Source organism: Flavobacterium endophyticum, assembly GCF_003634455.1.
Classification (GTDB): domain Bacteria; phylum Bacteroidota; class Bacteroidia; order Flavobacteriales; family Flavobacteriaceae; genus Flavobacterium; species Flavobacterium endophyticum.
In genome coordinates, this window is sequence record NZ_RBLC01000001.1 from 510,756 (window position 1) to 537,422 (window position 26,667).

Consider the following 26,667-nt stretch of genomic DNA (forward strand, 5'->3'; position numbering starts at 1 on the left):
TGGCAGCCGGAACTAAATTTTCTTCTTCTTGAGATTTGGAAGGAACAAGGCAATGATTCCGATCAATGGCAGATAGGCGCATATCTTGTATACTGCTTCGATGCCAATATGATCTGCCGTATAGCCTAGCAAAGCCGAGCCAAGGCCTCCCATACCGAAAGCAAAGCCGTAGAAAAGCCCAGAAACCATTCCGAGTTTTTTAGGCAACAGCTCTTGCGCATATACTAAGATGGCCGGGAAAGCCGAAGAAATGATAATACCGATAACTACAGACAAAATTCCAGTCCAGAACAAGTCGGCATACGGCAGGAACAAGGCAAAAGGCGCCGCTCCGAGAACCGAGAACCAGATGACGTATTTTCTTCCGAATTTATCGCCCAAAGGACCGCCCAGCAATGTTCCTAAAGCACAAGAAGCCAGAAACAAGAATAGGTGGAATTGTGCGTCTTGAACGGAAAGATTGAACTTTTCAATCAGATAGAACGTAAAATAGCTAGACATGCTTGCCATATAGAAAAACTTCGAGAAGATCAGCACCAATAAGATGATTACTGAAATGACAATCCTTTTTTGCGACAGGTCCGGCAAGACGACTTCTACTTTCTTTTTGGATCTTAGCGTAAGATGATTGTCATACCAGCGAGCGATGCTGCCCAAAACAAACAAAGCGATGACGGCAACGATTACAAAAGACAGGATGTATTTTTGCGAATTCGGCACTACAATCAAAGCGACCAATAAGGGTCCGATTGCCGTTCCTGCATTTCCTCCTAATTGAAATACCGATTGGGCCAATCCGCGCTTGCCGCCGGAGGCCAAGAAAGAAATCCTTGAGGCTTCGGGATGAAAGATAGACGAACCGATTCCGACCAAGATTACCGATAGAATGATGATATAAAAATTAGCGGCATACGATAGCAGGATAATGCCCGACAAGGTAAAAAGCATACCGTATATCTGCGAATACGGCTGTGGTTTCTTATCGGTATAAAAGCCGACAAAGGGCTGCAAGATAGAAGCCGCCATTTGGTAGGCAAAAGTAATCAGTCCGATTTGCGTAAACGTCAGGCTATAGCTGTCTTTTAAGATTGGGTAGACAGAGGGTATGACGGCCTGCAGCATGTCGTTTAACAAATGCGCAAAGGCTATTGAAAAAAGAATCGGATAGACTGTTTTTTGAGTAAGGTCTCTTTTTTCTTGAGCTTCAAAATCTAGTTTTGTTGTATTCATGATTTTTTAAAATAATTAAATCAACTAATCAGACCCGCTTCCCTTTAAGCAAGTTCTGTCCTCCATTTCTTGACTTTCACGTTCAGCACCATGATGATAAAAAAGCACATCGTGCCGCAGAAAAACATTCCGAAGGCCATCGGAAACCTAGTGCCATCATGCAAGACGCTCACCAAAGCAGAAACTCCCGCGCCTGTAATCATTTGAATAAATCCTATCAATGCTGAAGCGCTTCCTGCGTTGTATGTAAACGGTGCCAGAGCCAAAGCGGTGCAGTTTGGAACCAGCAGCCCGAGTGAAAACAAAAAGGTAAAAATCATCGCAATCAGTAGTGCCGGGGTCAAAAGGTCTAGGCCTAGTAGTATCATTAAAAGTATTGAAACCGTCAATAAAGTAAGACTTGAGATCGTGATAACTTGCAGGGAAGTAAACTTATTTAGTAACACCCTATTGAGCTGACTGCCGATGATGAATCCCATGGCATTTGTACCAAAAACCCAGCCGTACTGTGCTTCGGTAAAATCATGGAATTTCATGAACACAAAAGGCGATCCGCTGATATAAGCAAACATGCCCGCCATGGCAATACTGCTGCCAAAAGCGTAAAACAAAAAGGTTTTTTCTTGCAGTACGTCTCTATAATCCTTTAAGATATCGCCCGCTCTAAGCGATTTGGCGCGATCGGGATTTTTGCTTTCTGGCAGGTAAAAGATTACAGCTAAGATTAATATCAAGCTAAAAGCTGTCAAGAAATAGAAGATGGTTCTCCAGGTCGAAACAGTCAGTACCCAGCCGCCGATAGTCGGTGCCAAGATGGGTGCCACACCTACAATCAGCATCAGGATTGAAAATATTTTTGCGATTTCGGAAACTGGAAATAAGTCACGAACTACTGCCCTGCTTACGACCATTCCTACACACCCGCCTAATGCTAAAACAACACGCATGGCAATCAGCCAATTGATTGTTGGTGACAAAGCACAACCGATAGAAGCCAAAAGAAAAATCGTAAGACCAAAAACAAGCGGTTTCTTTCTGCCAAACTTATCGGTTATCGGACCGTAAAAAAGCTGTCCGATACTGATTCCGACGAAATAGCTTGTCAGCGAAAGCGCAACTTGAGAAATGTCAGTATCCAGTCCTTTTGCTATGGCAGGGAAAGCAGGCAGGTACATGTCGATGCTGAATGGTGCTAAAGCTGATAATCCTCCGAGTATAAAAAGTATGGAGTATTTTTGTCTTGTGGTCATTAAGTAGGAGGAATAATTGAAGTGCAAATTTACGGCATTACCTACAATTAATTGGCAACTGCATTATCATAAAAAAAAGCCAAAATATTTTTTTTGCAATCCATACCGCCATACATTTGTAATGTATTTTATTACAGTATGATTTCAGGCAAGTTTGCAATAACACTTCATATCTTGACACTCCTTTCTAAATTTCCGGATGAATTTTTATCGTCTGATTTTTTAGCAGGAAGCATGAACCTGCATCCGGTATTGATTCGCAAAGAGATCGCCAACCTGAAAAAGCATCATATTGTAGAAAGTAAAGAAGGAAAAAACGGTGGTACAAAATTGTTGAGACCGGCAGAAAACATCAGCTTAGATGATATTTTCAAGCTTACTTTTGAAAGAGTGACCTTGGGCTATTCTAAAAACGATCCAAATCCAGATTGTCCGGTCGGAAAAAACATCAATAAAAAGCTGGACGAATTATACATCGACATCAATGACAAAATCAGCAAAGAACTGAGAGGCATTTCCCTTACAGAATTCTCTAACAAGTTCTAGCTATTTTTTTACTTAAAACTGTAACATTTTTTATTACTTTTAAATTTATATATTTATGAAAATCGCAATTATCGGAGCTACAGGATTTGTTGGCTCAAATATTACAAACGAATTGGTAAATCGCGACCACGAGGTGACAGCAATTTCTAGAAATGCAAAAGATTCAGGGAAAGAAAACTTGAAATCTATTTCGGCTGACATTTTTAACACAAAAGAATTGGCTACGATTTTAAAAGGTCATGATGCTGTTGTCAACGCTTATAATCCTGGCTGGACCAATCCGAACATTTATGATGATTTTATTGCGGGTTCCAAAGCAATCCAAGAAGCGGTCAAGCTTTCAGGCGTTAAAAGATTTATCACTATTGGAGGAGCGGGAAGCCTATTTGTAGCGCCGGGACTTCAAGCAGTGGATACGCCCGATTTCCCAAAAGAATATCATGCCGGAGCTACAGCCGCAAGAGATTATCTCAACTTGATAAAAGAAGAAAAAGAATTGGATTGGGCTTTTTTTAGCCCTGCATTTGAAATGCACCAAGGCATCACGACCGGACGAACAGGTAACTATCGCCTTGGATTAGACAATCCCGTTTTTGACACTAACCAAAGAAGCATCCTTTCGGCAGAAGATCTTGCTGTTGTCATCGCTGATGAAGTTGAAAACCCAAAACACCACCAAGTTCGCTTCACAGCTGCTTATTAATTTGCTTAAGGCAAAAATTCATAATTCATAATTCCCAAAAAACAGTTTCTTTAAGCATCGCCTTTTTGAAACTGTTTTTGTTTTCCTTACTTTTACTTCTCAAAACCGCTACTGTGTCCAAATCAAGCCCACATAAATCAGCCTTACAGGAAAAAGAAGGAATCAACCAGCCCGAAAGTATCGGCAAGGCTTCTGTTGCCCAGATTATACAATCGCGAAAGCGACAGCCTTCAGCCCAAGAACTGATTTCAGGAATTTTGAAAGGTGATAAAACGGCTTTGAGTCGAGCTATTACTTTGGTGGAAAGTACGAATCCAAAACATCTGGAAAAAGCCAATGAGATTATCCAAGCCTGCCTTCCGTATGCGAATAATTCTGTAAGGATTGGCATTACCGGAGTTCCCGGTGTCGGAAAAAGTACTTTTATAGAAGCTTTTGGAAAATTCTTGACTTCATCAGGCAAACAAGTAGCCGTATTGGCCGTCGATCCGAGCAGTACCATCTCTCATGGCAGTATCTTGGGCGACAAGACCCGTATGGAAGAATTGGTCAAAGATGAAAAGGCTTATATCCGACCGTCGGCTTCGGGAGAAACGCTTGGAGGCGTTGCCAGAAAAACCCGCGAAACCATTATCTTGTGCGAAGCTTGTGGATTTGATACGATTATCATCGAAACGGTCGGAGTCGGACAAAGCGAGACTGCAGTTCATAGCATGGTTGATTTTTTCTTGCTTTTGAAAATATCAGGAGCTGGAGATGAATTGCAAGGTATCAAAAGAGGCATTATGGAAATGGCGGATGCTATCGTCATCAATAAAGCTGACGGCGATAATATCAAGAAAGCTAATATGGCTAAAACTGAATTTAATCGTGCCTTGCATTTATTTCCTGCAAAGAGTTCAGGCTGGCAGCCTAAAGTCACGACCTGTAGCGCTATTACGCATGACGGAATTTCCGACGTTTGGACTATGATTTCAGACTATCTTGAGCTTACGAAAGGCAACGATTATTTTTACGAAAGAAGAAAAAACCAGAACCAGCATTGGCTTCTGGAAACAATCAACGAACAGCTCAAGCTCAATTTCTTTGAGCATCCTCAAATAAAAAATCTATTAGAAGAAAATAAAAAAGCGGTACAAAATAGCGAAGTCTCTCCGTTTGCTGCTGCTCAAAATCTATTACAAATCTATCAAAACAGTAAAAATCTTAAGTAAAAAACCGCTTCAAAATAAATTGAAACGGCTTTCTTTGTTTGGGGTAAAAAATAATTTAGTTTTCGGCTACCGGTATTGCAATGGTATAGAATTCACCGCTTTCCTTAATCCTATATTTTCCTTCACGTAACCTATCTGATCTAAAACCTAAAGACCTCGCTACTTCCTGAGGGATGGTTTGTCCTTTAGGAATGTCATAGTATTCACCATTCCTTAACAGTATACTAGCATGTTCTTCAGTCAGAGCGCTTTTGTAAATCTTCATAACAAATAATCCGTTAACATTTTGTACTCCTACTGGAGTATCACCATTTGGTAATGGCATAGTAAAATTACGCCAAGTAATTCTCCAAATTTCATGGCAAAATCCGCCTGGCTGACTACAATCTACGTTATGAGCTCCCCAAGCTCGCACAACAATATATTCGTAGTAAATTCTGGCTGCTGTATCAGGCGTATTTTCAGTTTCCTGCTGATCATCCTTGCTACAGCTCACCATAAAAGCTGTTAATAATAGTGTTACCACTATCGTTTTTACCCCCATCAACAATACAAATCTGTTTGTTTTTTGTTCGGATTTTTTTAAATCCATGTTTTGAAAATTCTCCATAATTTGTAATTTAATTGTCCCTACTCTTGGATTGGCTTTTCGGGTTACGCCGACTTTTAGCGTATATCAATTAAATTATTTTTTTGTTACCCTTTAATTTTACATTTTCAAAAAAAAAGTTGCAAAACAGTATAATTAACCGTCTTGCAACCTTTGTGTATTTGGATTTAGTGCTTACGCCAGAATTCTTATTCTTTCTCGTAACGCTCCATTTCCCTATCGTAAAACTCATTGGCTTCAGCAATCAAGCTTTCCATAACTTGATTCAATTCGCCTTCATCAAGATCTTCTGCTTCTTCGAGAAACTCGACCTCGTCATCTTTTAGATTGATTATAAATCTTGGATAATCCATGTGAATGATAAAAATATCGTCTGGAAAATCGGTATTGTCACCTAGTAAAAATTTTGGTAGTTCCATTTTATTTTAGATTTATGATTTTAGATTGCAACTGCTGGAGCTGCCTCTTTTATTGATTTTTTTGTCAAATAATTAAAGCGAATATACAAAAATACTGCGGCAACTGTCAATCCAGCTAAAAGGCCGATCCAGATTCCGGTAGCTTTGAGCTCTGTATGTTTTCCTAAATAATACGAAACTGGAAAGCCGACCACCCAATAGGCGGCAAACGTAATGTACATGGGTATCTTTACATCTTGAAGGCCTCTTAAAGCTCCTAACACAACGACTTGTATTCCGTCCGAAATTTGAAAAACGGCAGCTACAAGCAGTAATTGTGCCGCTATCGCGATTACTTCTTCATTATCTATAACCAGTGCATTCTTCTCCATATTAAGGAACAGGTGCGGCAGATATTGGTGGAAAAGCACGAAGCAGATCGCAAAAATAATCTCAATAATAATGGCTAAAAGAAAAATAGATCGGGCAACCACCACAAGCTTCTTATAATCTTTAAGTCCTTTTTGGTTGCTTACGCGTATCATGGCGGTAACGCTCAAACCCATGGCAAACATAAAAGTAGCCGATGCTAAACTCAAGGCGATCTGGTTGGCCGCTTGGCTGTTTTTTCCCAAAGAACCAGAAAGCCAGATTGCCGATGTAAAAAGTGCAACTTCGAAAAACATCTGCAAAGCCGATGGCAGTCCCAAGCTTACAATCTTATTGAGCATCGTCTTTTTGATATCTTGGAAACTGAAATTCTGAAAATAAGCAGTCAGTTTTTTATTTCTGGATAAGATCAGGTGCATAAAAGCAAGCATCATGAACCTTGAAATTACCGTTCCTAAAGCAGCACCTATAATGCCCATTTTTGGGAAAATCCAAATTCCGTAGATCAGAAAATAATTTAAGATCACGTGCACTACATTGGCCATGATAATTGCATACATGGAATATTTTGTCATCGAAAGTCCATCGGCAAATTGCTTATATCCCTGATACACAACTAGCGGAATCAAAGAAAAAGCGACCCAATCAATATAAGGCTTGGCCAAGACGATTACCTCTTCGGGCTGTCCCATATAATACATCAGCGGTTTGGCCAATACGATAACACCAAACAAGGTGAGGCCCAATATCCCGCATAAAAAGAGTCCATGATGGAAAGCCCACCTGATTTTCTGAGTATCTTTTTCCGCATCGGCCTGAGCAATGATTGGAGTTATGGCTGTGGAGAAGCCAATCCCGAGCGAAATAGCGACATAGATAAAACTATTTCCTAATGAAACAGCTGCCAATTCGGTAGCACCCAGTTTGCCGACCATAATATTGTCGACAATTCCGATTAATGTATGCCCTAGCATTCCTAGTATGATAGGATACGCTAATTTTAAATTATAAGAAAACTCTTTGGTGTATTGATGTAAGCTCACGATATGTAGAAAAATGTGGGGCAAAGATAGCATCATATCCTACAATTCCACACTTTTAAAGATATTTAAATATTTTAAGCAAAAATTGAAACATAAAGCAAATCACTTGCTTTCAAAGCCTTATCATGCTACTAACCTTTTAACAATACTTTAAAAATTAACATTTGGAAGAGTGGCTTTATTATTGTTAATTTTATAGTACTAACTTTTAAAATCCTAATCTATGAAAAATTTGAAATCAATTACAGGCTTATTTGCAGTTTGCATGACGGTTTTAATGACATCGAGCATGTCAGCACAAGAAACCACCTCCGCTATTGGCGCAACCGAAAATTATGACCAAGGGTTTCGTTTAGGGTTTGGAATAAACGGAGGTTTTATATTTGACGATCCTTATGATTTTGCGCTAGGAGCCGATGCGCGTATCCAGTATGACTTAAACCAAAGGTATTCGATTACGTTCACTACTGGGTTCACTAATCTATTTGTGGGCGATGATATTCCTGATTTAGGATTCATTCCGGCAAAGGCTGGTTTTAAGGCTTTTGTATGGGAAGATCGTTTTTATGTGCTTGGCGAGCTTGGAGCTGCTATTCCTGTCACCAATGACTATAACGACACGAGTTTGTTATTAGCGCCAGGAATTGGATATGCCAATAAATATTTTGATGCCAGCATCCGCTACGAATATTACAACGATTTTCCGAGAGAAAATGGCGAAGGAGTCGGACAGCTTGCTTTACGTCTGGCTTACGGATTTAGACTCTAATCTGAAAAATATAAAAGAAAATGCCTTGAATTATCAAGGCATTTTTTTATTTCTCATTGCTCAGTTCCTTCTTGTAAAATGATATATTTTCCTGTACTTTCTCCTCCAACTCAGGAAATTTTATGTCTTTATATTGCGAAAGCACATCCAAAATTGCCTTTGCCAAAAGAAAACGGCAGGCATTTTTGTCATCGGCTGGAATCACATACCATGGCGCTTTTTCTTTAGACGTCGTGTTAATCGCTTCTTCATAATGGTGTTGGTACTCTTTCCAAAAGCTTCTTTCTTTTAGATCGCCAGGCGAGAATTTCCAGTTGTGTTTTTCTTTTTCAAGGCGTCTCAAAAGTCGCTGCCTTTGCTCTTCTTTACTTAGATGTAGAAAAAACTTCAAGACTATCACACCGTTTTCGACTATATGCTTTTCGAAATTAACAATCTGTTCCATGCGTTTCTTCCAGAAATCTTTGGGAATGTCCTTTACTTCCTCTATTCCTGGCAAGCTTTCGTTCAAGATATATTCTGGGTGTACTCTTGTGACTAATACATTTTCATAATGTGTCCTGTTGAAAACTGAAAATTTTCCTTTTTCGGGTAGTGCTAGATAATGCCTCCACAGATAATCATGCTCCAGTTCGGTTGAATTTGGCGTTTTAAAACTATGAACTACAACTCCCCTAGCATTAAACTCTTTGAAAACCTCACGTATAAGGCTGTCTTTCCCCGAAGTATCCATACCTTGCAGGCAAATCAGCACGCCATAGCGGTTATGAGCATACATCTTATCTTGCAAGTCGCTTAAAGCTTCACGGGTTTCATTTAGGGCTTCTTTTAATTCCTGTTTGGTAGCCTTCAAATCAACTAATGTCGGCAAATCTGAAAGCTTTTTAGGGCTCGTAATTTTAAAATCATCCGTATTTATCGTTTTCATAAGAATATTATTTTACATAAATGTATATATTTATCTCAGAAATTACGTTCTAAAAATTATATTTATTTTTTTCAGGAAAACGAATCCCTTTCGCCCGAATTATTCCATCAGGAACCTAAAACAGAAACTATGCAAAAATTTCAGCTCGAATTATTATTTCAGATTATCGGCATTGGCTCTGCCTCAGGATTGGTTTTTAAAGACAATTCTCTTTTTATAATTTCCGACAATAGTAGTGTCCTTTATGAATACAATATCGAAAGCAAAAATCTGGAATCGCATACGATTCTAGAAACAGCATCGGGGGCGCCAACAGAAAACATTCCAAAAGCAAAAAAGCCCGACTTTGAAGCTATTGCCAATTTCGGTGAAGACTGTTATATTTTTGGCTCCGGTTCTACCGAAAACCGAAATAAAATGGTTCATTTTGACACAAACCAAAAACAAAAAATAAAGGAAACGGATGTCACCGACCTTTATTTGGTGATGCAGAATTTCGGGAATACAAAACCTGAAGATTTCAATATCGAAGGCGCTGTTTATAATGGAGAAAATTGGTTTCTTTTCAACCGCGGCAATGGCAAGTCGGGCAAAAACGGAATTTTCACTATCGGTGGAAATAACTTGATTGATGATTTCTCTGTTTTGTATAACTCTTACAAACTTCCTAAAATAAAAGGAATCCAAAGTTCTTTTACAGACGCCGTGCGAGTGGATGGAAAGATTTATTTTCTGGCAACTGTTGAAGATACTAAATCTACTTATGACGACGGTACCGTTCTCGGAACCTTCATCGGAAGGCTGGATATCGAAAAGATGAAAATCGATTTTACCGAAAAGATTACAGCTACGCATAAATTCGAAGGACTTACGGTTTACAAAGAAAACAACAAGACCATTGAATTTCTTCTTTGCGAAGACAAAGACAACGACGACTTAAAGTCAGACATTTACAAGCTTACGCTTGATAAATAATTTATGATTTTGGATTTTAGATTTAGGATTTCTGCTTTGGCATAAATCTAAAATCATAAATTTTCACATCGCTTTCCAACCTTTTTATCCTTTTCTCTCTCTATATAGGAAAGACATTCATTGTGATAGACGAAAAACTAATTACAGCCTGCAGAAAGATGCAACGAGACGCACAGCGTCAGGTGTATGAGCTTTTGGCTCCAAAGCTGTATCGAACTTGCAAGCGATACCTAAAGAAAGAGGAAGAAATAGAAGAAGCGCTGGCCGATGCTTTCTATACTATTTTTACGAAAATCGAACAATTGAAAGAAGTCCGGGCTTTTGAAGCCTGGGCCAGAAAGATTGCGGTCAATCAATGCTTACTGTCACTCAAGAAAAACGTCAACTTCAACATGTATCTTGATGACGTGAAAATCATTTCACAGCCGATTACAAATCACGTGACCGATCTAGAGGAAGAAGATCTGCTGAACCTGCTGAATTTTATTCCCGAAGGATGCCGAACCATTTTCAACCTTTTTGCTATTGAGGGCTATTCTCACAAAGAAATTGCCAAGATGCTTGATATTTCAGAAGGAACATCTAAATCACAACTGAATATCTCAAAGACCAAACTGAAAGAATTGGTTAATAATTTGTATTATCAAAAAGCAAAGTAGCGATGGAAAATCAAGATAAAATATTCGAACAATTCAAAGATGCCTCGAAAAAGGCAGAAGCGAAAGACTTCCCAGCTATGGAAAAAGTCTGGGCTCGCGTAGAAGAAAAACTAGATAAAAAAGAAGACAAAAAAACAATTGCAATCTGGAAGAAAATCGGGATTGCGGCATCACTCTTATTGTTCTTTTCTTTAGGATATCAATTTCTGAAAACAGATGACAGCATAGAGACTCCTAAAAACCCGGTTGTAATTGAGGAAAATACGCCGACAATTTCTGAGTCTGAAAAAGAAGCTGTCGTTCAAAAAACGGAAACTGCTAAAGAACCCGAAGAATCTAAAAGTAAAAAAGCTACAATCATAAAAAGTAAGCCAGTAACGGTACAGGCAGAGAGTGCTGTTGCTGTTACCGATAAAACGAACGATGATTATGCTAAAGAAGAAGTAGAATTAATCCAAATTGAGGCTAAAGATTTGGCAATCAAAGATGCAAAAATCATTGCTGCAGAGGTAAAAATAAATCCAATCACCAAAGAAAGGACAGTTACCGGGACTGTTGTTGACAATCAAAATTTGCCTTTGCCTGGCGCGGTTGTGGCCGTAAAAGGAACATCTCGCGCAACTCAAACAGATTTCGACGGAAAATATACTATTGCTGTAGAAACTGGAGAAAAATTGGAATTTAGTTATATTGGCATGAAATCTTCAGTTGCTTCAGTTGACAATAATGCAAAACTGGATATCGCTTTACAAGATGACTCTAATACGCTTGAGGAAGTAGTGGTGACAGCGTACCAAACTACGAAGAACCAATCATCTATGGCTTCTGTAGCAATAATTGATAAGGAATCCATCCAATCCAAACGCAAATCTAAAAAAGAAAAGATATCAAATTCTATAGGCTATGTAGGTCAAGACATTAGAGCAAAGAAACAGAATTATAGAGATGGAGATATTAATAGCAATTCTGTTATTCAATCTTTGCAAGGAAAAGTTTCTGGACTAAACATTACTGAAGCAAAAAAAGAATACAGTGGTGACCAATCAATTGTTTTGAGAGGAACTGGATCAATTAAAGAACAAGCTAAACCTCTTTATATAGTAGATGGACTTCCTGTTGATGAAAAAACTTTTAAGACGATCAACCAAAATGAAATCGAGGAAATCAATGTTTTAAAAGATGCTACAGCAACTTCAATATATGGAAATAGAGGCTCAAACGGCGTGATTGTAGTTAAAACTAAAAAAGGGACAACTAAAAACCTTTCCAAAAGAGAAATTAGAAAAAAACTCAGAGAACTGAAAAGAAAGAAAAATACCGAAACTTACAGAATGGATGTCCAGCCGAAAGTGGAAACTTCCCAAGAAGACTACGATCCTTTTATCGAAAATCCTTTTGAAAGCCCAAAGAACGAACCGCTTTCTACTTTTTCGATTGATGTGGATAATGCTTCATATACGAATGTTCGCCGATTCATAAACAACGGTCAAACGGTTCCGAAAGATGCTGTTCGAGTAGAAGAAATGGTCAATTTCTTTAAATACAACTATCCACAGCCGAAAGGAGATCATCCGTTTTCTATCAATACAGAATACAGCGATGCGCCATGGAATCCAAAACACAAGCTAGTAAAAATTGGATTGCAGGGAAAAATAATTCCGACAGAAAAATTGCCTGCTTCTAATCTTGTCTTTTTGATCGATGTTTCTGGCTCGATGAGCGATTCCAATAAATTGCCCTTACTGAAACAATCCATGAAAATTTTAGTCAATGAGCTGAGAAAAGAAGATAAGGTTTCCATCGTCGTATACGCCGGAGCTGCAGGAATGGTCTTGCCGCCAACCTCTGGAGACAATAAAAAAACAATTATAGATGCTCTAGAAAAACTAGATGCTGGAGGCAGCACGGCCGGCGGAGCTGGAATTGAATTGGCGTACAAGACAGCGCAAGAAAACTTTATCAAAAAAGGAAACAATCGTGTGATATTGGCAACTGATGGTGATTTTAACGTAGGAAGCTCATCGAATACCGACATGGAAACGTTGATAGAAGAAAAAAGAAAATCGGGCGTTTTCTTGACTTGTCTTGGCTATGGCATGGGCAATTATAAAGACAGCAAAATGCAAATTCTTGCCGATAAAGGAAATGGAAATTATGTGTATATCGATAATATACAGGAAGCAAATCGCTTTTTAGGCAAAGAATTCAAAGGCTCTATGTTTGCGATTGCCAAAGACGTGAAAATCCAAATTGAATTCAATCCAAAACATGTCCAGTCATATCGATTGATCGGCTATGAAAACAGAAAATTGCGTCCGGAAGATTTTACAAATGATGCTATTGATGCTGGCGAATTAGGAAGTGGCCATACGGTTACGGCTTTGTATGAAATTATTCCGACAGGAGTCGAAAGTGAGTTTCTCAACAAAACACCTGATTTGAAATACACGAAAGTGCAAGAAAACGGAACTGTTTATAATGAAGAATTGGCAACCATAAAATTCCGATATAAAAAACCTGATGGCGACAAAAGCATTGAGATGACAAGTATAATCGAAAACCAGTCGGTTCCTTTAAACGCTGCGTCTGATGATTTCAAATTTTCTGCCGCAGTAGCGTGGTTCGGATTAAAACTGAGAGATTCAAAACTAATTCCGAACAAATCATCTGAAGACATCAAAAAACTAGCAAAAGAAGGATTGTCTAATGACGAGGATGGTTATAAAGCTGAATTTGTTCGATTGGTAGAAAGCGTAAAATAAAAAAGATGAAAAAGTATATTTTCTTTATGTTCTTGATCTCTTCTCTTTCTTTTGGTCAAACGGAAGATAGAATTGGATGCACTAAACATTTAGCAATTTCAGCCAAAATGAATTTTGAAGACGATTTAAAAAACAATCATATTACGATTTATCTCCGAGGCGGAATTGTTTCTGTAATCAAGGATGCAGATTTGCTATTTCAAAAGAAATACGACGTCAATTACCATGATTCTGGCTGTGTAGCGATGGGAGAGTTTGATTATTACAAAATGTATAATCATCTGGTGTTTGCTTATCTGTCTAAAAAATTTGGCGAAGATTGGAAGAAGGAACTAAACACCAATGCTTTTGGCATATAATAACTCAAGAATTACAAAACAAAAAACCGATAGTTTTTAAGCTATCGGTTTTGTTTATTTAAATGTCAGGCGTATTTCTGTCCCTTTCGATTCTTCACTGGCTATAGCTAGGCTACAATTTATTTTTTCGGCCAAATTCACGACCAATTGCAATCCTACGCCTGTTCCCTGCTCGTTGTTTGTTCCTCTTCTTGACGAATTAGTGTTCCGTAGGATATCTTCAATCATTTCTTGAGACATTCCAATTCCATTATCTTTGATGCTTAATTCGTTTCCAAAAGATTCAATAACAATCGCTCCATTTTGAGGTGTAAATTTGATCGCGTTAGAAATCAAGTTCCTGATAATTATGGTCACAATTTCAATATCAGAATTTATTTTGAAATTTTTAATCGCCACCTTGACACTGATGTTTTTACTTTCGCAAGGAGTTTTATAGATTTCAAGAATATTGGCTATAAGTACCCGGAAATCAATTTCAACGAGATTTAGCTTGATGGTATTAAAGTTCAGTTTTGCCCAATTGAGTGTATTGTCTAATAATTCCAATACTTGTTTGGACTGCTCATTGATCATTTTTATTAGGGAAGCAAACTCGTCCGGCGAAATTTCTGTATTGGCCGCCATTGACGATATCGACATTAGATTGGCAACAGGGCTTCGCAAATCATGTCCTAAAATCGACAGCATTCTGTCATTATTCTTATTGATGTTTTTCAGTTCTTCCTGAAAACGAATTTCTTTATCGAGATCAATAAAAGCGACAATATGAATTTTATTGATGACACAAGCTTTTACTTCGTACCATCGGATCGTACCGTTTTTACAAGTAACATGCGACTTGCTTTTAACGAAAACCTTGCCTTCTTGCTGGGATAAAGTTTCTTCATCATCCCAAGTAGTAATTACATTATTTCTATAGTCGTAATCGGGATAAGCCTTGCCGTACCAAGCTTCTATGGTTGGGATTTCATCAAGAGTGTAGCCAATTTCTTCGAGAAACTTTTCGTTTAGATAGGTATTAAGATGTTGCCCATCTATAACTTCTGCAATAATAAACGGATACGGCAGAAAGTCTGCAACGCCTTGCAATTCTATCCTCGAATTTCTTAAACTGCTAATTTCTTCAGGAATCATATAGTTCTGATTTTGAAGGCAATTTAATCATTAAATATGTCAAATCAGAAATTATTTCTCAATCTCACGAAGACTTTCCATCTTTTTATGAGCAAGGAAACCAGCTATATCTTCGAAGTGTTCTTTGACTCTTTTGTTGCCAAACTCAAAAACTTTTGTTGCCAAGCCATCTAAGAAATCACGGTCGTGGGAAACCAAAATCAAGGTTCCGTCAAAATCACGAAGTGCATCTTTGATGATGTCTTTTGTTTTCATGTCTAAGTGGTTGGAAGGCTCATCCAGAATCAGCAAGTTTACAGGCTCAAGCAACAGTTTGATCATTGCCAAACGTGTTTTCTCACCACCCGAAAGTACTTTTACTTTTTTTGTAGTATCATCTCCGTGAAACATAAATGCTCCCAAGATGTTTTTAATCTGAGTTCTGACTTCTCCAACTGCAATGTTATCAATAGTCTCAAAAATCGTAGCATTTTCATCTAATAAAGAGGCTTGATTTTGAGCAAAATAACCAATTTGTGCATTGTGACCTATTTCTACAGAACCGCTGTCGATTCCAATTTCTTTCATAATAGCCTTGATCATCGTAGATTTTCCTTCTCCATTCTTTCCAACGAAAGCTACTTTCTGTCCTCTTTCAATTACGATATTGGCATCTTTAAAAACTACGTGGTCACCATACGATTTCGATAAATCTTTTACAATTACAGGATAATTTCCAGAACGAGCTGCTGGTGGAAATTTCAGTTTTAATGCAGATGTATCTACCTCATCAACTTGTACAATAACTAGTTTTTCAAGCATTTTAACACGTGATTGTACGGCATCTGTTTTAGAAAAAGTCCCTCTAAAACGATCAATAAAAGCTTGGTTGTCAGCAATCATTTTTTGCTGTTCGTCATAGGCTTTTTGCTGGTGCACTCTTCGGTCTTTTCTCAATTCCAGATAATGCGAATATTTGGCCTTATAATCATAAATCCTGCCCATCGTTACTTCAATCGTACGGTTGGTGATGTTATCGACAAAAGCTCTATCGTGGGAAATAACGACAACGGCTTTCGCAGAATTAATCAAGAAATCTTCAAGCCATTGGATCGATTCGATGTCCATGTGGTTGGTTGGCTCATCCAGAAGAATCAAGTCTGGCTTCTGCAAAAGGATTTTGGCCAATTCAATACGCATTCTCCATCCTCCAGAAAACTCAGACGTTTGGCGCGTGAAATCTTCTCTTACAAAACCTAGTCCCATCAAAATTTTCTCGACTTCCGCTTCGTAATTTACTTCTTCAATCGCATAATACTTCTCGCTCAAATCAGAAACTCTTTCAATCAATTTCATATAATCGTCTGATTCATAATCTGTACGGACGGTCAATTGTTCGTTCAGTTCATCAATCTCAGCCTTCATCTTAAAAATTTCGCTAAATGCTTTTGAAGCTTCTTCCATTACCGTAGCTCCATCTTTCGTCAATAAATGCTGAGGCAGATACGCGATTACGGCTTCTTTTGGTGCTGAAATATTTCCTCCAGAGGGCTTGCTTTGCCCAGCAATTATCTTTAGGAGCGTTGATTTTCCGGCTCCATTCTTGCCCATGAGGGCAATCTTGTCATTTTCATTTATGGCAAAAGAAACTTCGCTGAAAAGCGTCGTGCCTCCAAACTGGACTGAAATATCGTTTACTGTAATCATCTAGATTATTCGATTAATTGGATTGTGATTCTTCGACTGCTCGAATTTTTGAAGGTGCAAAGATAGCGTAATTAAGGGATTAGGCAATCTGAAAAAATCTATATTAAACGCGATGGTGGAAAATAAAATTATTGACTTATATTTATAGTAAAGATTTTCAATAATGGTTAAAACTACGCCTTTTTATACCCGGCTTGCCCACGTGCTAATTTCCATCATTTGCTTGTTTTATCTCGCAATTATCGGAGAAACCTTGCTGGCACCGCTTATTTTTGCTTTCTTATTTTCGTTGCTTCTGCTTCCGTTTGCGAATTTCTTAGAAAGACGCTGGAAGTTTCCTCGTTCTTTGTCTTCCGCAACAGTACTCATGACATTAGTGCTTGGAATTACGGCTATTACCTACCTTCTTTTAAACCAATTGAGCGACCTTACGAACGACTTGCCGGCGTTTAAAGAACAGCTTTTGGCTACGTCTACAATTATTCAGGATTGGATTTCGGATACTTTTCATATTGACAATCATGAGCAGATAAGCTATATCAATTCGGCTACTAGCGAAGCTTTAAGCCAAGGGACATCTTTATTGGGACAGACGTTATTATCAGTTTCTTCTGTGATGCTTTTTTTGGTCTTTATCTTTTTATATACCTTTTTTATATTGCTGCATCGCCGCCTGTTGCTTTCTTTTTTAGTATCGCTATTTAGGGAAGAACATTCTGCCGTTGTGTACGATGTTGTTTTTAATATTCAATATATTGTCAAAAAATATATTGCAGGGCTTTTTCTCCAGATGCTAATCGTATCGGTATTAGCTTGCACTGCATTTGAAATTATCGGCATAAAATATGCTTTTCTTTTGGGGCTGATTACGGGAATTTTTAATGTAATTCCTTATATCGGAATTCTGACTTCATTAATACTTACCGTCTTGCTGACTTTTTCGACCATGGATTCTACAGCCGTGCTATTGGTCATTTTTACTGTTTTCGTAATCCATTTGATTGACAGTAATTATATCATGCCGAAAATTGTCGGTTCGAAAGTAAAAATCAATACTTTGACAGCGCTTTTAGGATTGGTCTTAGGAGAATTGGTTTGGGGCATCAAAGGAATGTTCTTGTCCATTCCGATTATTGCAATCTTTAAGGTAGTTTTTGACCGTGTCGATGGATTAAAACCATGGGGCTATGTTTTAGGAGAAGATGAAGAAATTTCAAAAACTGTTATTCCCGAAGTTGAGAAAGCAGAAATTGAACAAAAAGAAAAATCCGAATAATTAACTATTCGGATTTTTTTATTTCATACCAGGCTTCTTGAGTTCCTTCATCATCAAATGCATTCACAAAATGCATTCCTACTTTTTCCAGAACTCTTCTTGACGCAAGATTGTCAAAATCGGCATAGGCATTGATTTTTTCAAGTTTCATATCGTTAAAACCAAAATCAACAAAAGCTTTTGCAGTTTCATAAGCATAGCCTTTTCCCCAATGCTTTTGGATGAATCGATAACCTAAATCATAGAACGTTTCATATCCGTTGACATTTTTTTCTAATTTCAATCCGGACCAGCCGATGAATTCGTTGGTTTCTTTTAAGATTACTGCCCAACGACCAATTCCGTTTTCAAGATATTGCTGTCGGATATTAGCAATGGCTTCACGGACTTGTTCAATAGAAGTAACCGGTTTATTGCCTAGATAAATATGCACTTGCGGATTAGAGTCGAGCTCAAACATCCCGACATCATCAGTTGGCAGGAGTTCTCGCAATAGTAATCTTTCCGTTTCTAAAGAAGTTCTCATACACAAAATCTTTTAAAGGCTCATCTTAAAATCGGTAATGACCGGATCGGCTTTCCCGTATTTCGATTCATCGATAAAAAGCTCGACAGCAATGCTTCCATTCGATCCAAGAATAATATTGGACTGATTGTTATTCTTCATAAGCGTCTCGATGCCTGCTTCTTCTAGTTTAGCTTTCAAAGCTGTTGCTAAGATCTCACTTCCCGAAAATACTTTCATTAGTCCCATTTTATTATTTTTTTAGTTTTTAATTATTCTGTTTCTTCTTCCTCTTCGCTATCGTCCATTTCAAAAAACAGCGGTTCAATCATAATCCTATCGGCAAAATTGTCTATTCTTTCCGTAATGTTTTCAGAAAAGAAAATCCTTTGCGTCTTGCCCATCGCTTCCGAAATTCGTGCCAATTTGGTATCAAAACGCAATCTCAATAATTCATCGGTATTTTCGATAATAAACATTTTCAGTCGGTTCACGTCATATCCTGCCGATGCAAACATATCGCTCAATCGGTTTGGAGTTCCAATCAGCACATCAATTCCAAGGGAAATATGGTTTTTGTCGAAATCAATATCGCCTTTATCATGAACTCCGTACACTCTGAGATTCGTATAATTTCCTAGCTTTTCGAAAAGTTGTTTCATTTCAATCATTTTCTCCTTGCTTTCTACAACAATTAATGCCCTAGGAGATTCTTCAAATTCTTTTTCAAGTCTTTGGATTACGTTCATCACCAAAGTAGTCGTTTTGCCTGATTTGGCAGGAGCAATAATCACGCAATCCGCGCCACTTTTTATGGTCGAAAACGTTTCGCGTTGCAATTCATTGGCTTCTGTAAGTCCATTTTCGGCTAAAGCTCTTTGAAGATTTTCGTTTATTTTTTTTAGTTTCATTTTAAATGCTGTAAGCTTTATTATTTGCTGGCGAAAAGCTTGACGTCTGTTTCAGAAATTTCATTTCCGCCTAAGATAATCAAGCGTTCAATTACGTTTCTTAATTCGCGTATGTTTCCGGTCCAGTCATATTCTTTCAAAAGTGCAATGGCTTCTTTAGAAAATTGTTTTGGCACATTTCCGTGCTCGGATGCTATTTTTTCGGTAAAATGGTTGATCAATAACGGAATATCATCTCGCCTGTCATTTAACGCCGGTACTTTAATTAAAATAACCGCAAGCCTATGATACAAATCTTCTCTAAAACGGCCTTCTTCGATTTCCTTTTTTAAGTCTTTGTTTGTAGCGGCTACCACTCGAACATCGACTTTTATGTCTTTGTCGGCACCTACTCTTGTGATTATATTTTCCTGCAAGGCACGCAATACTTTGGCTTGGGCTGAAAGACTCATGTCGCCAATTTCATCTAGAAAAATAGTTCCTTTGTCGGCAGCTTCAAATTTTCCAGCTCTGTCTTTTACGGCAGAAGTAAACGCGCCTTTCACATGTCCGAACAGTTCGCTCTCAATCAATTCTGATGGAATCGCAGCACAATTTACTTCAATTAAAGATGCGCCCGAACGTTCGCTTCTTTCATGAAGTTGGTGTGCGACTAATTCTTTTCCAGTTCCGTTAGGTCCGGTGATTAAAACTCGTGCATCTGTCTGTGCTACTTTTTCGATAATCTGCTTGATATGGTTGATAGCTTCGCTTTCGCCAATCATTTCATAGTTTTTGCTGACTTTTTTCTTGAGTATCTTATTTTCAACAACAAGCTGTTTTTTATCTAAAGCATTTCGAACTGTATTCAGAAGCCTATTCAAATCGGGCGGCTTGGAGATATAATCGAAAGCACCAAGTCGCATGGTATTAATAGCTGTTTCTAAATCGCCATGGCCCGAAATCATGACCATTGGAATTTCCGGCTTGATTTTTTTAACGGCTTCAAGTACTTCGACACCGTCCATTTTTGGCATTTTGATATCGCAAAGAACCAAGTCGTAATCGTCGTTCTTGATTTTCTCGAGACCTTGTTGCCCATCTTCGGCTTCTTCTACTGTATACGAATCATTTTCTTCAGAAAGAATCTTTGTTAGGACTCTTCTGATTGCTGCTTCATCTTCTATGATTAATATTTTAGGCATATTTTATCTTTTTTGCGCTATTAGTATTTAAGCCATTTGTAAAGTTCTTTCCATGTCGGTTTTTTGCCATACATTAAGATTCCGATTCTGTATATTTTTGAAGCGAACCACACTACTAAAAAGAAAGTTCCGAACAATAAAACTAGCGAAAGTACAATCTGCCACCACGGCACTCCAAAAGGAATACGCATCAGCATCACGATTGGCGATGTTAGCGGAATCATTGAAAAAACAGTGGCTACCGTTCCGTGAGGGTCATTCAAAACGCTGAAGAAACCTACATAAACGCCAAGCATCAGCGGCAGAATAATCGGCAATAGGAATTGTTGAGAATCGGTTTCATTATCAACAGCTGCGCCAATTGCCGCATAAATCGAGCTGTATAAAAAGTAGCCTCCAATAAAATACACTATGAATGAAACCAATAAAGTCGCTATCGGAAGGTTTTTAAATTCATTGACATAAAGCTGGATATTTGCTGCAACTCCATGGTTTGCTGTTGCCATCATTTCAGATGAAACCCCTGAAGATGGACCAACATTAATTCCTAAAAAGGCAGAACCGATGAATAATAAAATACCTCCCAACAATGCCCAAATAACAAATTGAAGCACACCTGCTAAAGAGGTCCCTATGATTTTCCCCATCATCAACTGAAAAGGTTTTACGGAGGAAATAATGATTTCGATAATTCGGTTTGTTTTTTCTTCGATGACGCTTCTCATGACCATATTTCCGTAGATAATGATGAACATCATGATAAGGTATCCGAAAGCCGCTCCAATAAAAATCTTGATTTCGTTCAGGCCTTTTACGGTTTCTTCGCCGGAAGCTTTAGCCAAATTAATATCAACTTTTGCTTCTGCATTCTTAATAGCAAGCGTGTCAAGGTTGGCTTTTTCAAAATTTGATTTTGTAAGTTTTTGTCCAATTATAGTTTCCAAATCGTCTATATACGAAAGACTCGGGCTATCATTTGAAATGTACTGGATTTTCTTGGCCAGTTCTTTATTATCTTCAATTTTAGGGATATAAAGTATGGCTTCGTATTTTTCTGAAATAATACTGTCTTTCAACACCTTCAAATCTACATCAGACTTATTGAGGTAATGGTATTCGTCGGAATTCTTAAATTCTTTGACAAAAAGATTCGATTCGTCGTGAACTGCAATTTCCTTCACATCTGATTTCATTGTGCTCAGATAGCCCACAAAAGCGGCCAAGCCAACCATCAGCAACGGACTCAAGAAAGTCATGACTATAAATGATTTGTTGCGGACTTTTGCAACGAATTCTCTTTTTATGATTAATTTTAGTATGCTCATTTAGATTTTCAATTTATGATTTATGATTCTGGATTTTCCCTCCAGAACAGATAATCTATACTTATTTGTCGCTTACTGTCTTGATAAAAATATCATTAACACTTGGAATTTTTTCTACAAAATGGGTTACTTGTCCCATTTGAGTTAAAATACTCAAAAGTTCATTTGGAGAAGAATCGCCAATCTGCACTTCCAGTTTCAGGTCATCATTAAGCGTCTTGAAATTAGTCTGCCCGACAGTAAACTTCTGCGTCAGCTGATACATTAGCCCTTCGACATTAGATGTCATAATTCCGACTTCAAAGCTATTGGTTCTGTATTCTTTTTTGACGTCGTTGAGTTTTCCTTCTATCAGTTTATTGGATTTGTGAATCAAAGCAATATCGTCACAAAGTTCTTCAACGCTTTCCATCCTATGGGTAGAAAAGATGATTGTAGCGCCTTGTTTTTTTAATTCTAGAATCTCGTCTTTTATCAAATTTGCATTTACAGGATCAAAACCGCTGAAAGGTTCATCAAAAATCAAAAGCTTCGGCTTGTGCAATACAGTAACTACAAACTGTATCTTTTGGGCCATTCCTTTTGAAAGTTCTTGAATTTTTTTATTCCACCAGCCTTGGATTTCCAACCTATCGAACCAATAATCCAATTGTTTTTTTGCTTCGGCTTTTGAAAGTCCTTTCAACTGGGCAAGATAAAGTGCCTGCTCACCGACTTTCATGGTTTTATACAAGCCTCTTTCTTCCGGCATGTAGCCGATGTGCTGTACATGTTCCGGCTGCAGCTTTTCTCCATCAAGAAGGACAGTACCGCTATCGGGCATCGTTATTTGGTTGATAATTCTGATTAGCGAGGTTTTGCCTGCGCCATTTGGACCGAGAAGTCCGTAGATGCTCCCTTTTGGAACTTGTAGCGAAACATTATTCAAAGCAGTATAATCGCCATATTGTTTGACTACATTTTTAACTTCAAGTATGTTGTTCATTATGCTTTTTGATTTATTTCATCAGCTGGACTATCGTAGCCACGAGTCTGTAAAAGTAAGGAATTGAGAGGTGAAATTTGTCAGAATTTCAAAAAAAACCCACCCCTATTTGCACAAGGATGGGAAAAATTGCTATGAAAAAGAAAATTACTAGTTGCCTAGTAATCTTCAAATATATAAAAAATTTAAATTACTACGAAAACATATCCTTAACTTTTTCAAAAAAAGATTTTTCACTCTTTTCAGGGTTTGGGATAAAGTTCTCTTCCGTAATTGATTTTTCAAAAAATTGCTTTTGTTCTTTGTTTAGATTTTTTGGTGTCCAAACATTGACATGTACCAGCAAATCGCCATTTCCGTAGCCATTGATGCTTGGTATTCCTTTGCCTTTTAAGCGGAGAATTTTTCCAGATTGGATTCCTTCTTCTAGCTTGATTCTTACTTTTCCGTTTACTGCTTCGATATCTTTTGAGATTCCTAGAACCGCTTCTGGAAAACTTATATAAAGGTCTAAATGAAGATTTTCGCCTTCACGTTTTAAAAATTCGTGCTCGATTTCTTCAATCGCAACAATCAAATCTCCTGGGATACTGTTGTTTCCTGGCGCATCGTTTCCTTTGTTTGAAACTTTTAGCTGCATTCCGTCCACTACACCTGCAGGAATTTTGATAGAAACAGTTTCATCAACCATTACCATTCCATGAGCATCTGCATCTTTTGGCTTGCTTTCAAGTACTTGCCCTGAACCGCCGCAAGTATGACAAGTGGTTGCCGACTGCATTCTTCCCAAAATGGTATTGGTTATCTTCATTACTTGGCCTTGACCATTACAAGTAGGACAGGTTTTATAATGAACACCTTGGGCCTGGACTTTTCTTTTGACTTTTACTTTTTTCTCAACACCATTGGCAATCTCTTCTAAAGTTAGTTTGACTTTGATTCTAAGATTACTTCCTTTTACTCTACGCGGACCGGAATTTCCGCCACCGAATCCACCAAATCCGCCACCAAAAGCACCTCCGAAGATATCACCGAATTGGCTGAAAATATCATCCATATTCATGCTTCCGCCTCCAAATCCTCCAGCTCCGTCAAAAGCTTGATGACCGTATTGATCGTACTTTGCTTTCTTTTGAGGGTCGCTCAAAATCTCATAGGCTTCAGCAGCCTTCTTAAAGTTCTCTTCAGCTTCCTTATTACCCGGATTTTTGTCAGGATGAAATTCTATCGCTTTCTTTCGGTATGCTTTTTTAATCGCAGCTGCGTCAGCAGATTTTGAAATTCCTAATATTTCGTAAAAATCTTGTTTCATTTTTTCATTTTTAACATTGAAATGTTGCAAAGGCATCATTCATGCCACTACATTCTCATCGAATAATTACTGTCCGATTACCACTTTTGGGAAACGGATAATTTTGTCGCCCAATTTATATCCTTTTTCTAAAACATCAACAATCTTGCCTTTTAGCTTGTCAGAAGGCGCTGGAATTTGCGTAATAGCTTCGGCAAAATCGGCATCAAAAGCATCACCTGCTTTAGCGTCAACTTCTTCAAGTCCTTTTGACGCAAGAGTATTTTTTAGTTTTTCATGGATTAATTCCACGCCTTTTAAAAGGCTTTGGTCTTCTGATTTTGAAATTTCAATCTTAGCCCTGTCAAAATCATCCAAAACTGGCAATAATGCCAAAAGAACTTCTTGGTTTGCTGTCTTGAACAGATCAATTCGCTCTTTTGCCGTTCTTCTTTTATAGTTTTCGAATTCTGCGAAAAGACGAATAAATTTGTCTTTTTCGGCTGCCAAATCTTGGGTCAGTTGCTCTTCAACGCTTAACTCTTCTACGATTATTTGTTCTGCATTTGCATTTGCCTCTAAAGTTGCGTCATCGATTTCCTGCTCTTTGTCTTGGTTTTCAGCATTCATAGTATTTTTACTTTTAAATATATTCTTAAATTTCATTTTCTGCTTTTCGAAAGATTGCAAAAGTACTGCCAATTGTTTCAAAATGTCAAATTGTCACGCTTTTTTTCAGGTAATTTTCAATGTTAACAATCACAAACATTTTGATTTTAATATAATTTTAAGAGATTTTTAGCTTTGATTTGATATGTTTGCTAAGCTAAAAATTTAAGTCTTATGAAGAATCGTATTGCATCTCTACTAGTTTTGTCAGCTTTAACGCTGACAGTTTCATGTAAAAATGACAAAGCTGCTGAAGCTGAAACAACAGAAGCCGGAACTGTAAAAGAAGTTTCTGGCGAAGCAGCAACTTATACTATCGATAAAGAAAATTCTAAAATTGAATGGACTGGATCTAAGCCTACCGGAAAGCATACTGGAACCATCAATCTTGCTGAGGGGACTGTTTCTGTTAAAGACAACGCTTTGGATACAGGAAAATTTACGATTGATATGAATACGATTACCGTGACCGATCTTAAAGCTGGCGACGGCAAAGAAGATTTGGAAGGGCACTTAAAAGGTACTGGCGGTACAGAAGCGGATTTTGACCACTTTTTCAATGTGAAAAAATACCCTCAAGCCAATTTTGAAATTACGAAAGCAGTTACTGAAAACGGAAAAACCTCTGTAGAAGGAAACCTGACCATGAAAGGCATCACAAAAAATGTAAAATTCCCTGCAACTGTAACGGTTAACGGCAATACGGTAACAGTAGTTAGCGATCTGTTTACTATAAACAGAACGCTTTGGAACGTCAACTACGGATCAAAATCTGTATTTGACAACCTGGGAGACAAATTTATTAATGACGATATTGAACTGAAGGTTAGCGTTACAGCTAAAAAATAATTGTTAATTCACCTCCAAAAAGAGCTCCATTTGTAGAAATGGAGCTCTTTTTATTTTAACGACCACCTAAAAGGTCATCTAGTGCTTTATCTAAAGTCCTGAATTTAAAAACAAATCCGTTATCCTGTGCTTTCTGGGAACTAACATTCTGGCTAGCGACCAACAATATATGCATTTCTCCTAACATGAGCTTCAGCAAGAATTCAGGCACATTAGGCATAAAAGAAGGCTTTTCTATAGTCTTTGCTATTTTCTTTATCAACTCATGATTATCGACAGGATTGGGAGCTGTGGCATTATAGACACCTTCCCATTGATGTTGTATCGCGAAATAATATAGATGCACTAAATCATGTAAATGTACCCAAGACTGCCATTGTTTCCCTGAGCCAAAAGCAGAACCAGCGCCTAATTTTATTGGTTTGAGCAGTTCTTTAAGCATACCGCCTTTTTTTGACAGCACAAGCCCTGTTCGGATTTTGCAAACTTTAATATTCAGCCTTTTGAAATTATCAACGGCCTCTTCCCATTTTACAACGACTTGTCCTAAAAAGGAATTGTCAACTGATTTATTTTCTTCGGTATAGACGTCCGAAAGACTGTCCGGATAAATTCCTATAGCCGATGCAGACACAATCTGCTTGACTTGATTCGGCCGCGACTTCACTATTCTGTAAAGCAGGTTGGTAGATAAAGTTCTACTTTCTATAATTTCTTGTTTGTTTTTTGATGTCCAGCGCATTGAAATTGACGCACCAGCAAGATGAATAATCGCGTCAACTCCGAGAATGCAATTTTCGTCAATAATTCCCTGTTGTGGATTCCAGTAAAAGCCTTGATAGTTGGGTTCGCTTTTAATTTCTTTTTTTGAAGTCGTAAGATAATGTATTGAAACACCGTTTTGCAATAACAGGGAAACCAATTCTGTTCCTACCAGACCCGTCGCTCCTGTAATCAAAATTTTCATAGCATATAAATTTTCTGTATTTCAAATTTACGAGCGGATCAGTGTA

The 26,667-nt window shown here is 37.9% G+C and carries 27 protein-coding genes; 10 read left to right on the top strand and 17 right to left on the bottom strand.

Going from position 1 to position 26,667, the window contains the following annotated elements; all coding sequences use genetic code 11:
- Nucleotides 1-12: 12 nt before the first annotated feature.
- Nucleotides 13-1,230, bottom strand: coding sequence for an MFS transporter (locus tag CLV94_RS02590; RefSeq protein WP_121374893.1), 1,218 nt, complete (start codon nucleotides 1,228-1,230; stop codon nucleotides 13-15).
- Between the two features lie 44 nt (nucleotides 1,231-1,274).
- Nucleotides 1,275-2,480: a multidrug effflux MFS transporter gene (locus CLV94_RS02595; protein ID WP_121374894.1), complete on the bottom strand. Its 1,206-nt coding sequence runs from the start codon at nucleotides 2,478-2,480 to the stop codon at nucleotides 1,275-1,277.
- A gap of 138 nt (nucleotides 2,481-2,618) precedes the next feature.
- Between CLV94_RS02595 and CLV94_RS02600 the strand changes: the two genes are divergently transcribed.
- The 3 genes from CLV94_RS02600 to meaB all read left to right on the top strand — a co-directional run bounded on the left by CLV94_RS02600 (nucleotide 2,619) and on the right by meaB (nucleotide 4,943).
- A complete protein-coding gene (locus tag CLV94_RS02600) occupies nucleotides 2,619-3,026 on the top strand; it encodes an Rrf2 family transcriptional regulator (RefSeq protein ID WP_121374895.1) in 408 nt (135 codons plus the stop codon).
- Nucleotides 3,027-3,081: 55 nt separating this feature from the next.
- Nucleotides 3,082-3,729, top strand: a complete 648-nt coding sequence (locus CLV94_RS02605) for an NAD(P)-dependent oxidoreductase (protein WP_121374896.1) — start codon at nucleotides 3,082-3,084, stop codon at nucleotides 3,727-3,729.
- 113 nt (nucleotides 3,730-3,842) lie between these two features.
- Nucleotides 3,843-4,943, top strand: a complete 1,101-nt coding sequence (meaB, locus tag CLV94_RS02610) for a methylmalonyl Co-A mutase-associated GTPase MeaB (RefSeq protein WP_121374897.1) — start codon at nucleotides 3,843-3,845, stop codon at nucleotides 4,941-4,943.
- A 55-nt stretch (nucleotides 4,944-4,998) separates the two neighbouring features.
- Here meaB and CLV94_RS02615 read toward each other — a convergent pair whose 3' ends face one another.
- The 3 genes from CLV94_RS02615 to CLV94_RS02625 all read right to left on the bottom strand — a co-directional run bounded on the left by CLV94_RS02615 (nucleotide 4,999) and on the right by CLV94_RS02625 (nucleotide 7,384).
- Nucleotides 4,999-5,553, bottom strand: coding sequence for a hypothetical protein (locus CLV94_RS02615; protein ID WP_245982426.1), 555 nt, complete (start codon nucleotides 5,551-5,553; stop codon nucleotides 4,999-5,001).
- A gap of 188 nt (nucleotides 5,554-5,741) precedes the next feature.
- Nucleotides 5,742-5,972 (bottom strand): hypothetical protein, encoded by a 231-nt coding sequence (locus tag CLV94_RS02620; protein WP_121374898.1) that lies wholly within the window; start codon nucleotides 5,970-5,972, stop codon nucleotides 5,742-5,744.
- A gap of 20 nt (nucleotides 5,973-5,992) precedes the next feature.
- A complete protein-coding gene (locus CLV94_RS02625) occupies nucleotides 5,993-7,384 on the bottom strand; it encodes an MATE family efflux transporter (RefSeq protein WP_121374899.1) in 1,392 nt (463 codons plus the stop codon).
- Nucleotides 7,385-7,607: 223 nt separating this feature from the next.
- On the opposite strand from CLV94_RS02625, the gene CLV94_RS02630 reads away from it, so the two are divergent.
- Nucleotides 7,608-8,153, top strand: a complete 546-nt coding sequence (locus CLV94_RS02630) for a hypothetical protein (protein ID WP_121374900.1) — start codon at nucleotides 7,608-7,610, stop codon at nucleotides 8,151-8,153.
- A gap of 46 nt (nucleotides 8,154-8,199) precedes the next feature.
- Here the strand turns inward: CLV94_RS02630 and CLV94_RS02635 are convergent, their stop codons facing one another.
- Nucleotides 8,200-9,081: a PPK2 family polyphosphate kinase gene (locus CLV94_RS02635; RefSeq protein WP_121374901.1), complete on the bottom strand. Its 882-nt coding sequence runs from the start codon at nucleotides 9,079-9,081 to the stop codon at nucleotides 8,200-8,202.
- A 129-nt stretch (nucleotides 9,082-9,210) separates the two neighbouring features.
- On the opposite strand from CLV94_RS02635, the gene CLV94_RS02640 reads away from it, so the two are divergent.
- From CLV94_RS02640 to CLV94_RS02655, 4 genes are all read left to right on the top strand, one after another.
- Nucleotides 9,211-10,056, top strand: a complete 846-nt coding sequence (locus tag CLV94_RS02640) for a DUF6929 family protein (RefSeq protein ID WP_121374902.1) — start codon at nucleotides 9,211-9,213, stop codon at nucleotides 10,054-10,056.
- A 158-nt stretch (nucleotides 10,057-10,214) separates the two neighbouring features.
- On the top strand, nucleotides 10,215-10,715 hold the full coding sequence (locus CLV94_RS02645; RefSeq protein ID WP_121376211.1) for an RNA polymerase sigma factor: 501 nt from the start codon (nucleotides 10,215-10,217) through the stop codon (nucleotides 10,713-10,715).
- Between the two features lie 2 nt (nucleotides 10,716-10,717).
- A complete protein-coding gene (locus tag CLV94_RS02650) occupies nucleotides 10,718-13,477 on the top strand; it encodes a VWA domain-containing protein (protein ID WP_245982427.1) in 2,760 nt (919 codons plus the stop codon).
- A gap of 5 nt (nucleotides 13,478-13,482) precedes the next feature.
- On the top strand, nucleotides 13,483-13,836 hold the full coding sequence (locus tag CLV94_RS02655) for an FEKKY domain-containing protein (protein ID WP_121374903.1): 354 nt from the start codon (nucleotides 13,483-13,485) through the stop codon (nucleotides 13,834-13,836).
- Nucleotides 13,837-13,890: 54 nt separating this feature from the next.
- On the opposite strand, the gene CLV94_RS02660 is transcribed toward CLV94_RS02655, so the two are convergent.
- Together CLV94_RS02660 and CLV94_RS02665 are read right to left on the bottom strand one after the other, a co-directional pair.
- Nucleotides 13,891-14,973, bottom strand: coding sequence for a PAS domain-containing sensor histidine kinase (locus CLV94_RS02660; RefSeq protein WP_121374904.1), 1,083 nt, complete (start codon nucleotides 14,971-14,973; stop codon nucleotides 13,891-13,893).
- 51 nt (nucleotides 14,974-15,024) lie between these two features.
- On the bottom strand, nucleotides 15,025-16,659 hold the full coding sequence (locus tag CLV94_RS02665; RefSeq protein ID WP_121374905.1) for an ABC-F family ATP-binding cassette domain-containing protein: 1,635 nt from the start codon (nucleotides 16,657-16,659) through the stop codon (nucleotides 15,025-15,027).
- A gap of 163 nt (nucleotides 16,660-16,822) precedes the next feature.
- Here CLV94_RS02665 and CLV94_RS02670 point away from each other — a divergent pair, with 163 nt between their 5' ends.
- Nucleotides 16,823-17,935: an AI-2E family transporter gene (locus tag CLV94_RS02670; RefSeq protein ID WP_121374906.1), complete on the top strand. Its 1,113-nt coding sequence runs from the start codon at nucleotides 16,823-16,825 to the stop codon at nucleotides 17,933-17,935.
- A 4-nt stretch (nucleotides 17,936-17,939) separates the two neighbouring features.
- Here CLV94_RS02670 and CLV94_RS02675 read toward each other — a convergent pair whose 3' ends face one another.
- From CLV94_RS02675 to CLV94_RS02710, 8 genes are all read right to left on the bottom strand, one after another.
- On the bottom strand, nucleotides 17,940-18,461 hold the full coding sequence (locus tag CLV94_RS02675) for a GNAT family N-acetyltransferase (RefSeq protein ID WP_121374907.1): 522 nt from the start codon (nucleotides 18,459-18,461) through the stop codon (nucleotides 17,940-17,942).
- Between the two features lie 12 nt (nucleotides 18,462-18,473).
- Nucleotides 18,474-18,689, bottom strand: a complete 216-nt coding sequence (locus CLV94_RS02680) for a putative signal transducing protein (protein ID WP_121374908.1) — start codon at nucleotides 18,687-18,689, stop codon at nucleotides 18,474-18,476.
- A 23-nt stretch (nucleotides 18,690-18,712) separates the two neighbouring features.
- Complete coding sequence (locus CLV94_RS02685; RefSeq protein ID WP_121374909.1) at nucleotides 18,713-19,351, bottom strand: DEAD/DEAH box helicase; 639 nt, start codon at nucleotides 19,349-19,351, stop codon at nucleotides 18,713-18,715.
- A gap of 20 nt (nucleotides 19,352-19,371) precedes the next feature.
- Nucleotides 19,372-20,535 (bottom strand): sigma-54-dependent transcriptional regulator, encoded by a 1,164-nt coding sequence (locus CLV94_RS02690; RefSeq protein ID WP_121374910.1) that lies wholly within the window; start codon nucleotides 20,533-20,535, stop codon nucleotides 19,372-19,374.
- Nucleotides 20,536-20,555: 20 nt separating this feature from the next.
- Nucleotides 20,556-21,860 carry an ABC transporter permease gene (locus CLV94_RS02695; protein ID WP_121374911.1) on the bottom strand — a complete coding sequence of 435 codons (1,305 nt, stop codon included), beginning with the start codon at nucleotides 21,858-21,860 and terminating at the stop codon, nucleotides 20,556-20,558.
- A 61-nt stretch (nucleotides 21,861-21,921) separates the two neighbouring features.
- Entirely contained in the window at nucleotides 21,922-22,845 is a 924-nt protein-coding gene (locus CLV94_RS02700; protein ID WP_121374912.1) for an ABC transporter ATP-binding protein, read from the bottom strand.
- A 193-nt stretch (nucleotides 22,846-23,038) separates the two neighbouring features.
- Nucleotides 23,039-24,157, bottom strand: a complete 1,119-nt coding sequence (gene dnaJ, locus CLV94_RS02705; RefSeq protein ID WP_121374913.1) for a molecular chaperone DnaJ — start codon at nucleotides 24,155-24,157, stop codon at nucleotides 23,039-23,041.
- A 66-nt stretch (nucleotides 24,158-24,223) separates the two neighbouring features.
- Nucleotides 24,224-24,802, bottom strand: coding sequence for a nucleotide exchange factor GrpE (locus CLV94_RS02710; protein ID WP_121374914.1), 579 nt, complete (start codon nucleotides 24,800-24,802; stop codon nucleotides 24,224-24,226).
- A 177-nt stretch (nucleotides 24,803-24,979) separates the two neighbouring features.
- On the opposite strand from CLV94_RS02710, the gene CLV94_RS02715 reads away from it, so the two are divergent.
- A complete protein-coding gene (locus tag CLV94_RS02715) occupies nucleotides 24,980-25,654 on the top strand; it encodes a YceI family protein (RefSeq protein ID WP_121374915.1) in 675 nt (224 codons plus the stop codon).
- Nucleotides 25,655-25,709: 55 nt separating this feature from the next.
- Here CLV94_RS02715 and CLV94_RS02720 read toward each other — a convergent pair whose 3' ends face one another.
- Nucleotides 25,710-26,621 carry a TIGR01777 family oxidoreductase gene (locus tag CLV94_RS02720; RefSeq protein ID WP_121374916.1) on the bottom strand — a complete coding sequence of 304 codons (912 nt, stop codon included), beginning with the start codon at nucleotides 26,619-26,621 and terminating at the stop codon, nucleotides 25,710-25,712.
- Between the last annotated feature and the right edge of the window lie 46 nt (nucleotides 26,622-26,667).

What these genes read in the sequence shown, in the direction of transcription:
- CLV94_RS02590 (WP_121374893.1), bottom strand. Translation starts at nt 1,230, where the DNA reads ATGAATACAACAAAACTAGATTTTGAAGCTCAAGAAAAAAGAGACCTT.
- CLV94_RS02595 (WP_121374894.1), bottom strand. Translation starts at nt 2,480, where the DNA reads ATGACCACAAGACAAAAATACTCCATACTTTTTATACTCGGAGGATTA.
- CLV94_RS02600 (WP_121374895.1), top strand. Translation starts at nt 2,619, where the DNA reads ATGATTTCAGGCAAGTTTGCAATAACACTTCATATCTTGACACTCCTT.
- CLV94_RS02605 (WP_121374896.1), top strand. Translation starts at nt 3,082, where the DNA reads ATGAAAATCGCAATTATCGGAGCTACAGGATTTGTTGGCTCAAATATT.
- CLV94_RS02615 (WP_245982426.1), bottom strand. Translation starts at nt 5,553, where the DNA reads ATGGAGAATTTTCAAAACATGGATTTAAAAAAATCCGAACAAAAAACA.
- CLV94_RS02620 (WP_121374898.1), bottom strand. Translation starts at nt 5,972, where the DNA reads ATGGAACTACCAAAATTTTTACTAGGTGACAATACCGATTTTCCAGAC.
- CLV94_RS02630 (WP_121374900.1), top strand. Translation starts at nt 7,608, where the DNA reads ATGAAAAATTTGAAATCAATTACAGGCTTATTTGCAGTTTGCATGACG.
- CLV94_RS02635 (WP_121374901.1), bottom strand. Translation starts at nt 9,081, where the DNA reads ATGAAAACGATAAATACGGATGATTTTAAAATTACGAGCCCTAAAAAG.
- CLV94_RS02640 (WP_121374902.1), top strand. Translation starts at nt 9,211, where the DNA reads ATGCAAAAATTTCAGCTCGAATTATTATTTCAGATTATCGGCATTGGC.
- CLV94_RS02645 (WP_121376211.1), top strand. Translation starts at nt 10,215, where the DNA reads ATGCAACGAGACGCACAGCGTCAGGTGTATGAGCTTTTGGCTCCAAAG.
- CLV94_RS02650 (WP_245982427.1), top strand. Translation starts at nt 10,718, where the DNA reads ATGGAAAATCAAGATAAAATATTCGAACAATTCAAAGATGCCTCGAAA.
- CLV94_RS02655 (WP_121374903.1), top strand. Translation starts at nt 13,483, where the DNA reads ATGAAAAAGTATATTTTCTTTATGTTCTTGATCTCTTCTCTTTCTTTT.
- CLV94_RS02660 (WP_121374904.1), bottom strand. Translation starts at nt 14,973, where the DNA reads ATGATTCCTGAAGAAATTAGCAGTTTAAGAAATTCGAGGATAGAATTG.
- CLV94_RS02665 (WP_121374905.1), bottom strand. Translation starts at nt 16,659, where the DNA reads ATGATTACAGTAAACGATATTTCAGTCCAGTTTGGAGGCACGACGCTT.
- CLV94_RS02670 (WP_121374906.1), top strand. Translation starts at nt 16,823, where the DNA reads ATGGTTAAAACTACGCCTTTTTATACCCGGCTTGCCCACGTGCTAATT.
- CLV94_RS02675 (WP_121374907.1), bottom strand. Translation starts at nt 18,461, where the DNA reads ATGAGAACTTCTTTAGAAACGGAAAGATTACTATTGCGAGAACTCCTG.
- CLV94_RS02680 (WP_121374908.1), bottom strand. Translation starts at nt 18,689, where the DNA reads ATGGGACTAATGAAAGTATTTTCGGGAAGTGAGATCTTAGCAACAGCT.
- CLV94_RS02685 (WP_121374909.1), bottom strand. Translation starts at nt 19,351, where the DNA reads ATGAAACTAAAAAAAATAAACGAAAATCTTCAAAGAGCTTTAGCCGAA.
- CLV94_RS02690 (WP_121374910.1), bottom strand. Translation starts at nt 20,535, where the DNA reads ATGCCTAAAATATTAATCATAGAAGATGAAGCAGCAATCAGAAGAGTC.
- CLV94_RS02695 (WP_121374911.1), bottom strand. Translation starts at nt 21,860, where the DNA reads ATGAGCATACTAAAATTAATCATAAAAAGAGAATTCGTTGCAAAAGTC.
- CLV94_RS02700 (WP_121374912.1), bottom strand. Translation starts at nt 22,845, where the DNA reads ATGAACAACATACTTGAAGTTAAAAATGTAGTCAAACAATATGGCGAT.
- dnaJ (WP_121374913.1), bottom strand. Translation starts at nt 24,157, where the DNA reads ATGAAACAAGATTTTTACGAAATATTAGGAATTTCAAAATCTGCTGAC.
- CLV94_RS02710 (WP_121374914.1), bottom strand. Translation starts at nt 24,802, where the DNA reads ATGAAATTTAAGAATATATTTAAAAGTAAAAATACTATGAATGCTGAA.
- CLV94_RS02715 (WP_121374915.1), top strand. Translation starts at nt 24,980, where the DNA reads ATGAAGAATCGTATTGCATCTCTACTAGTTTTGTCAGCTTTAACGCTG.
- CLV94_RS02720 (WP_121374916.1), bottom strand. Translation starts at nt 26,621, where the DNA reads ATGAAAATTTTGATTACAGGAGCGACGGGTCTGGTAGGAACAGAATTG.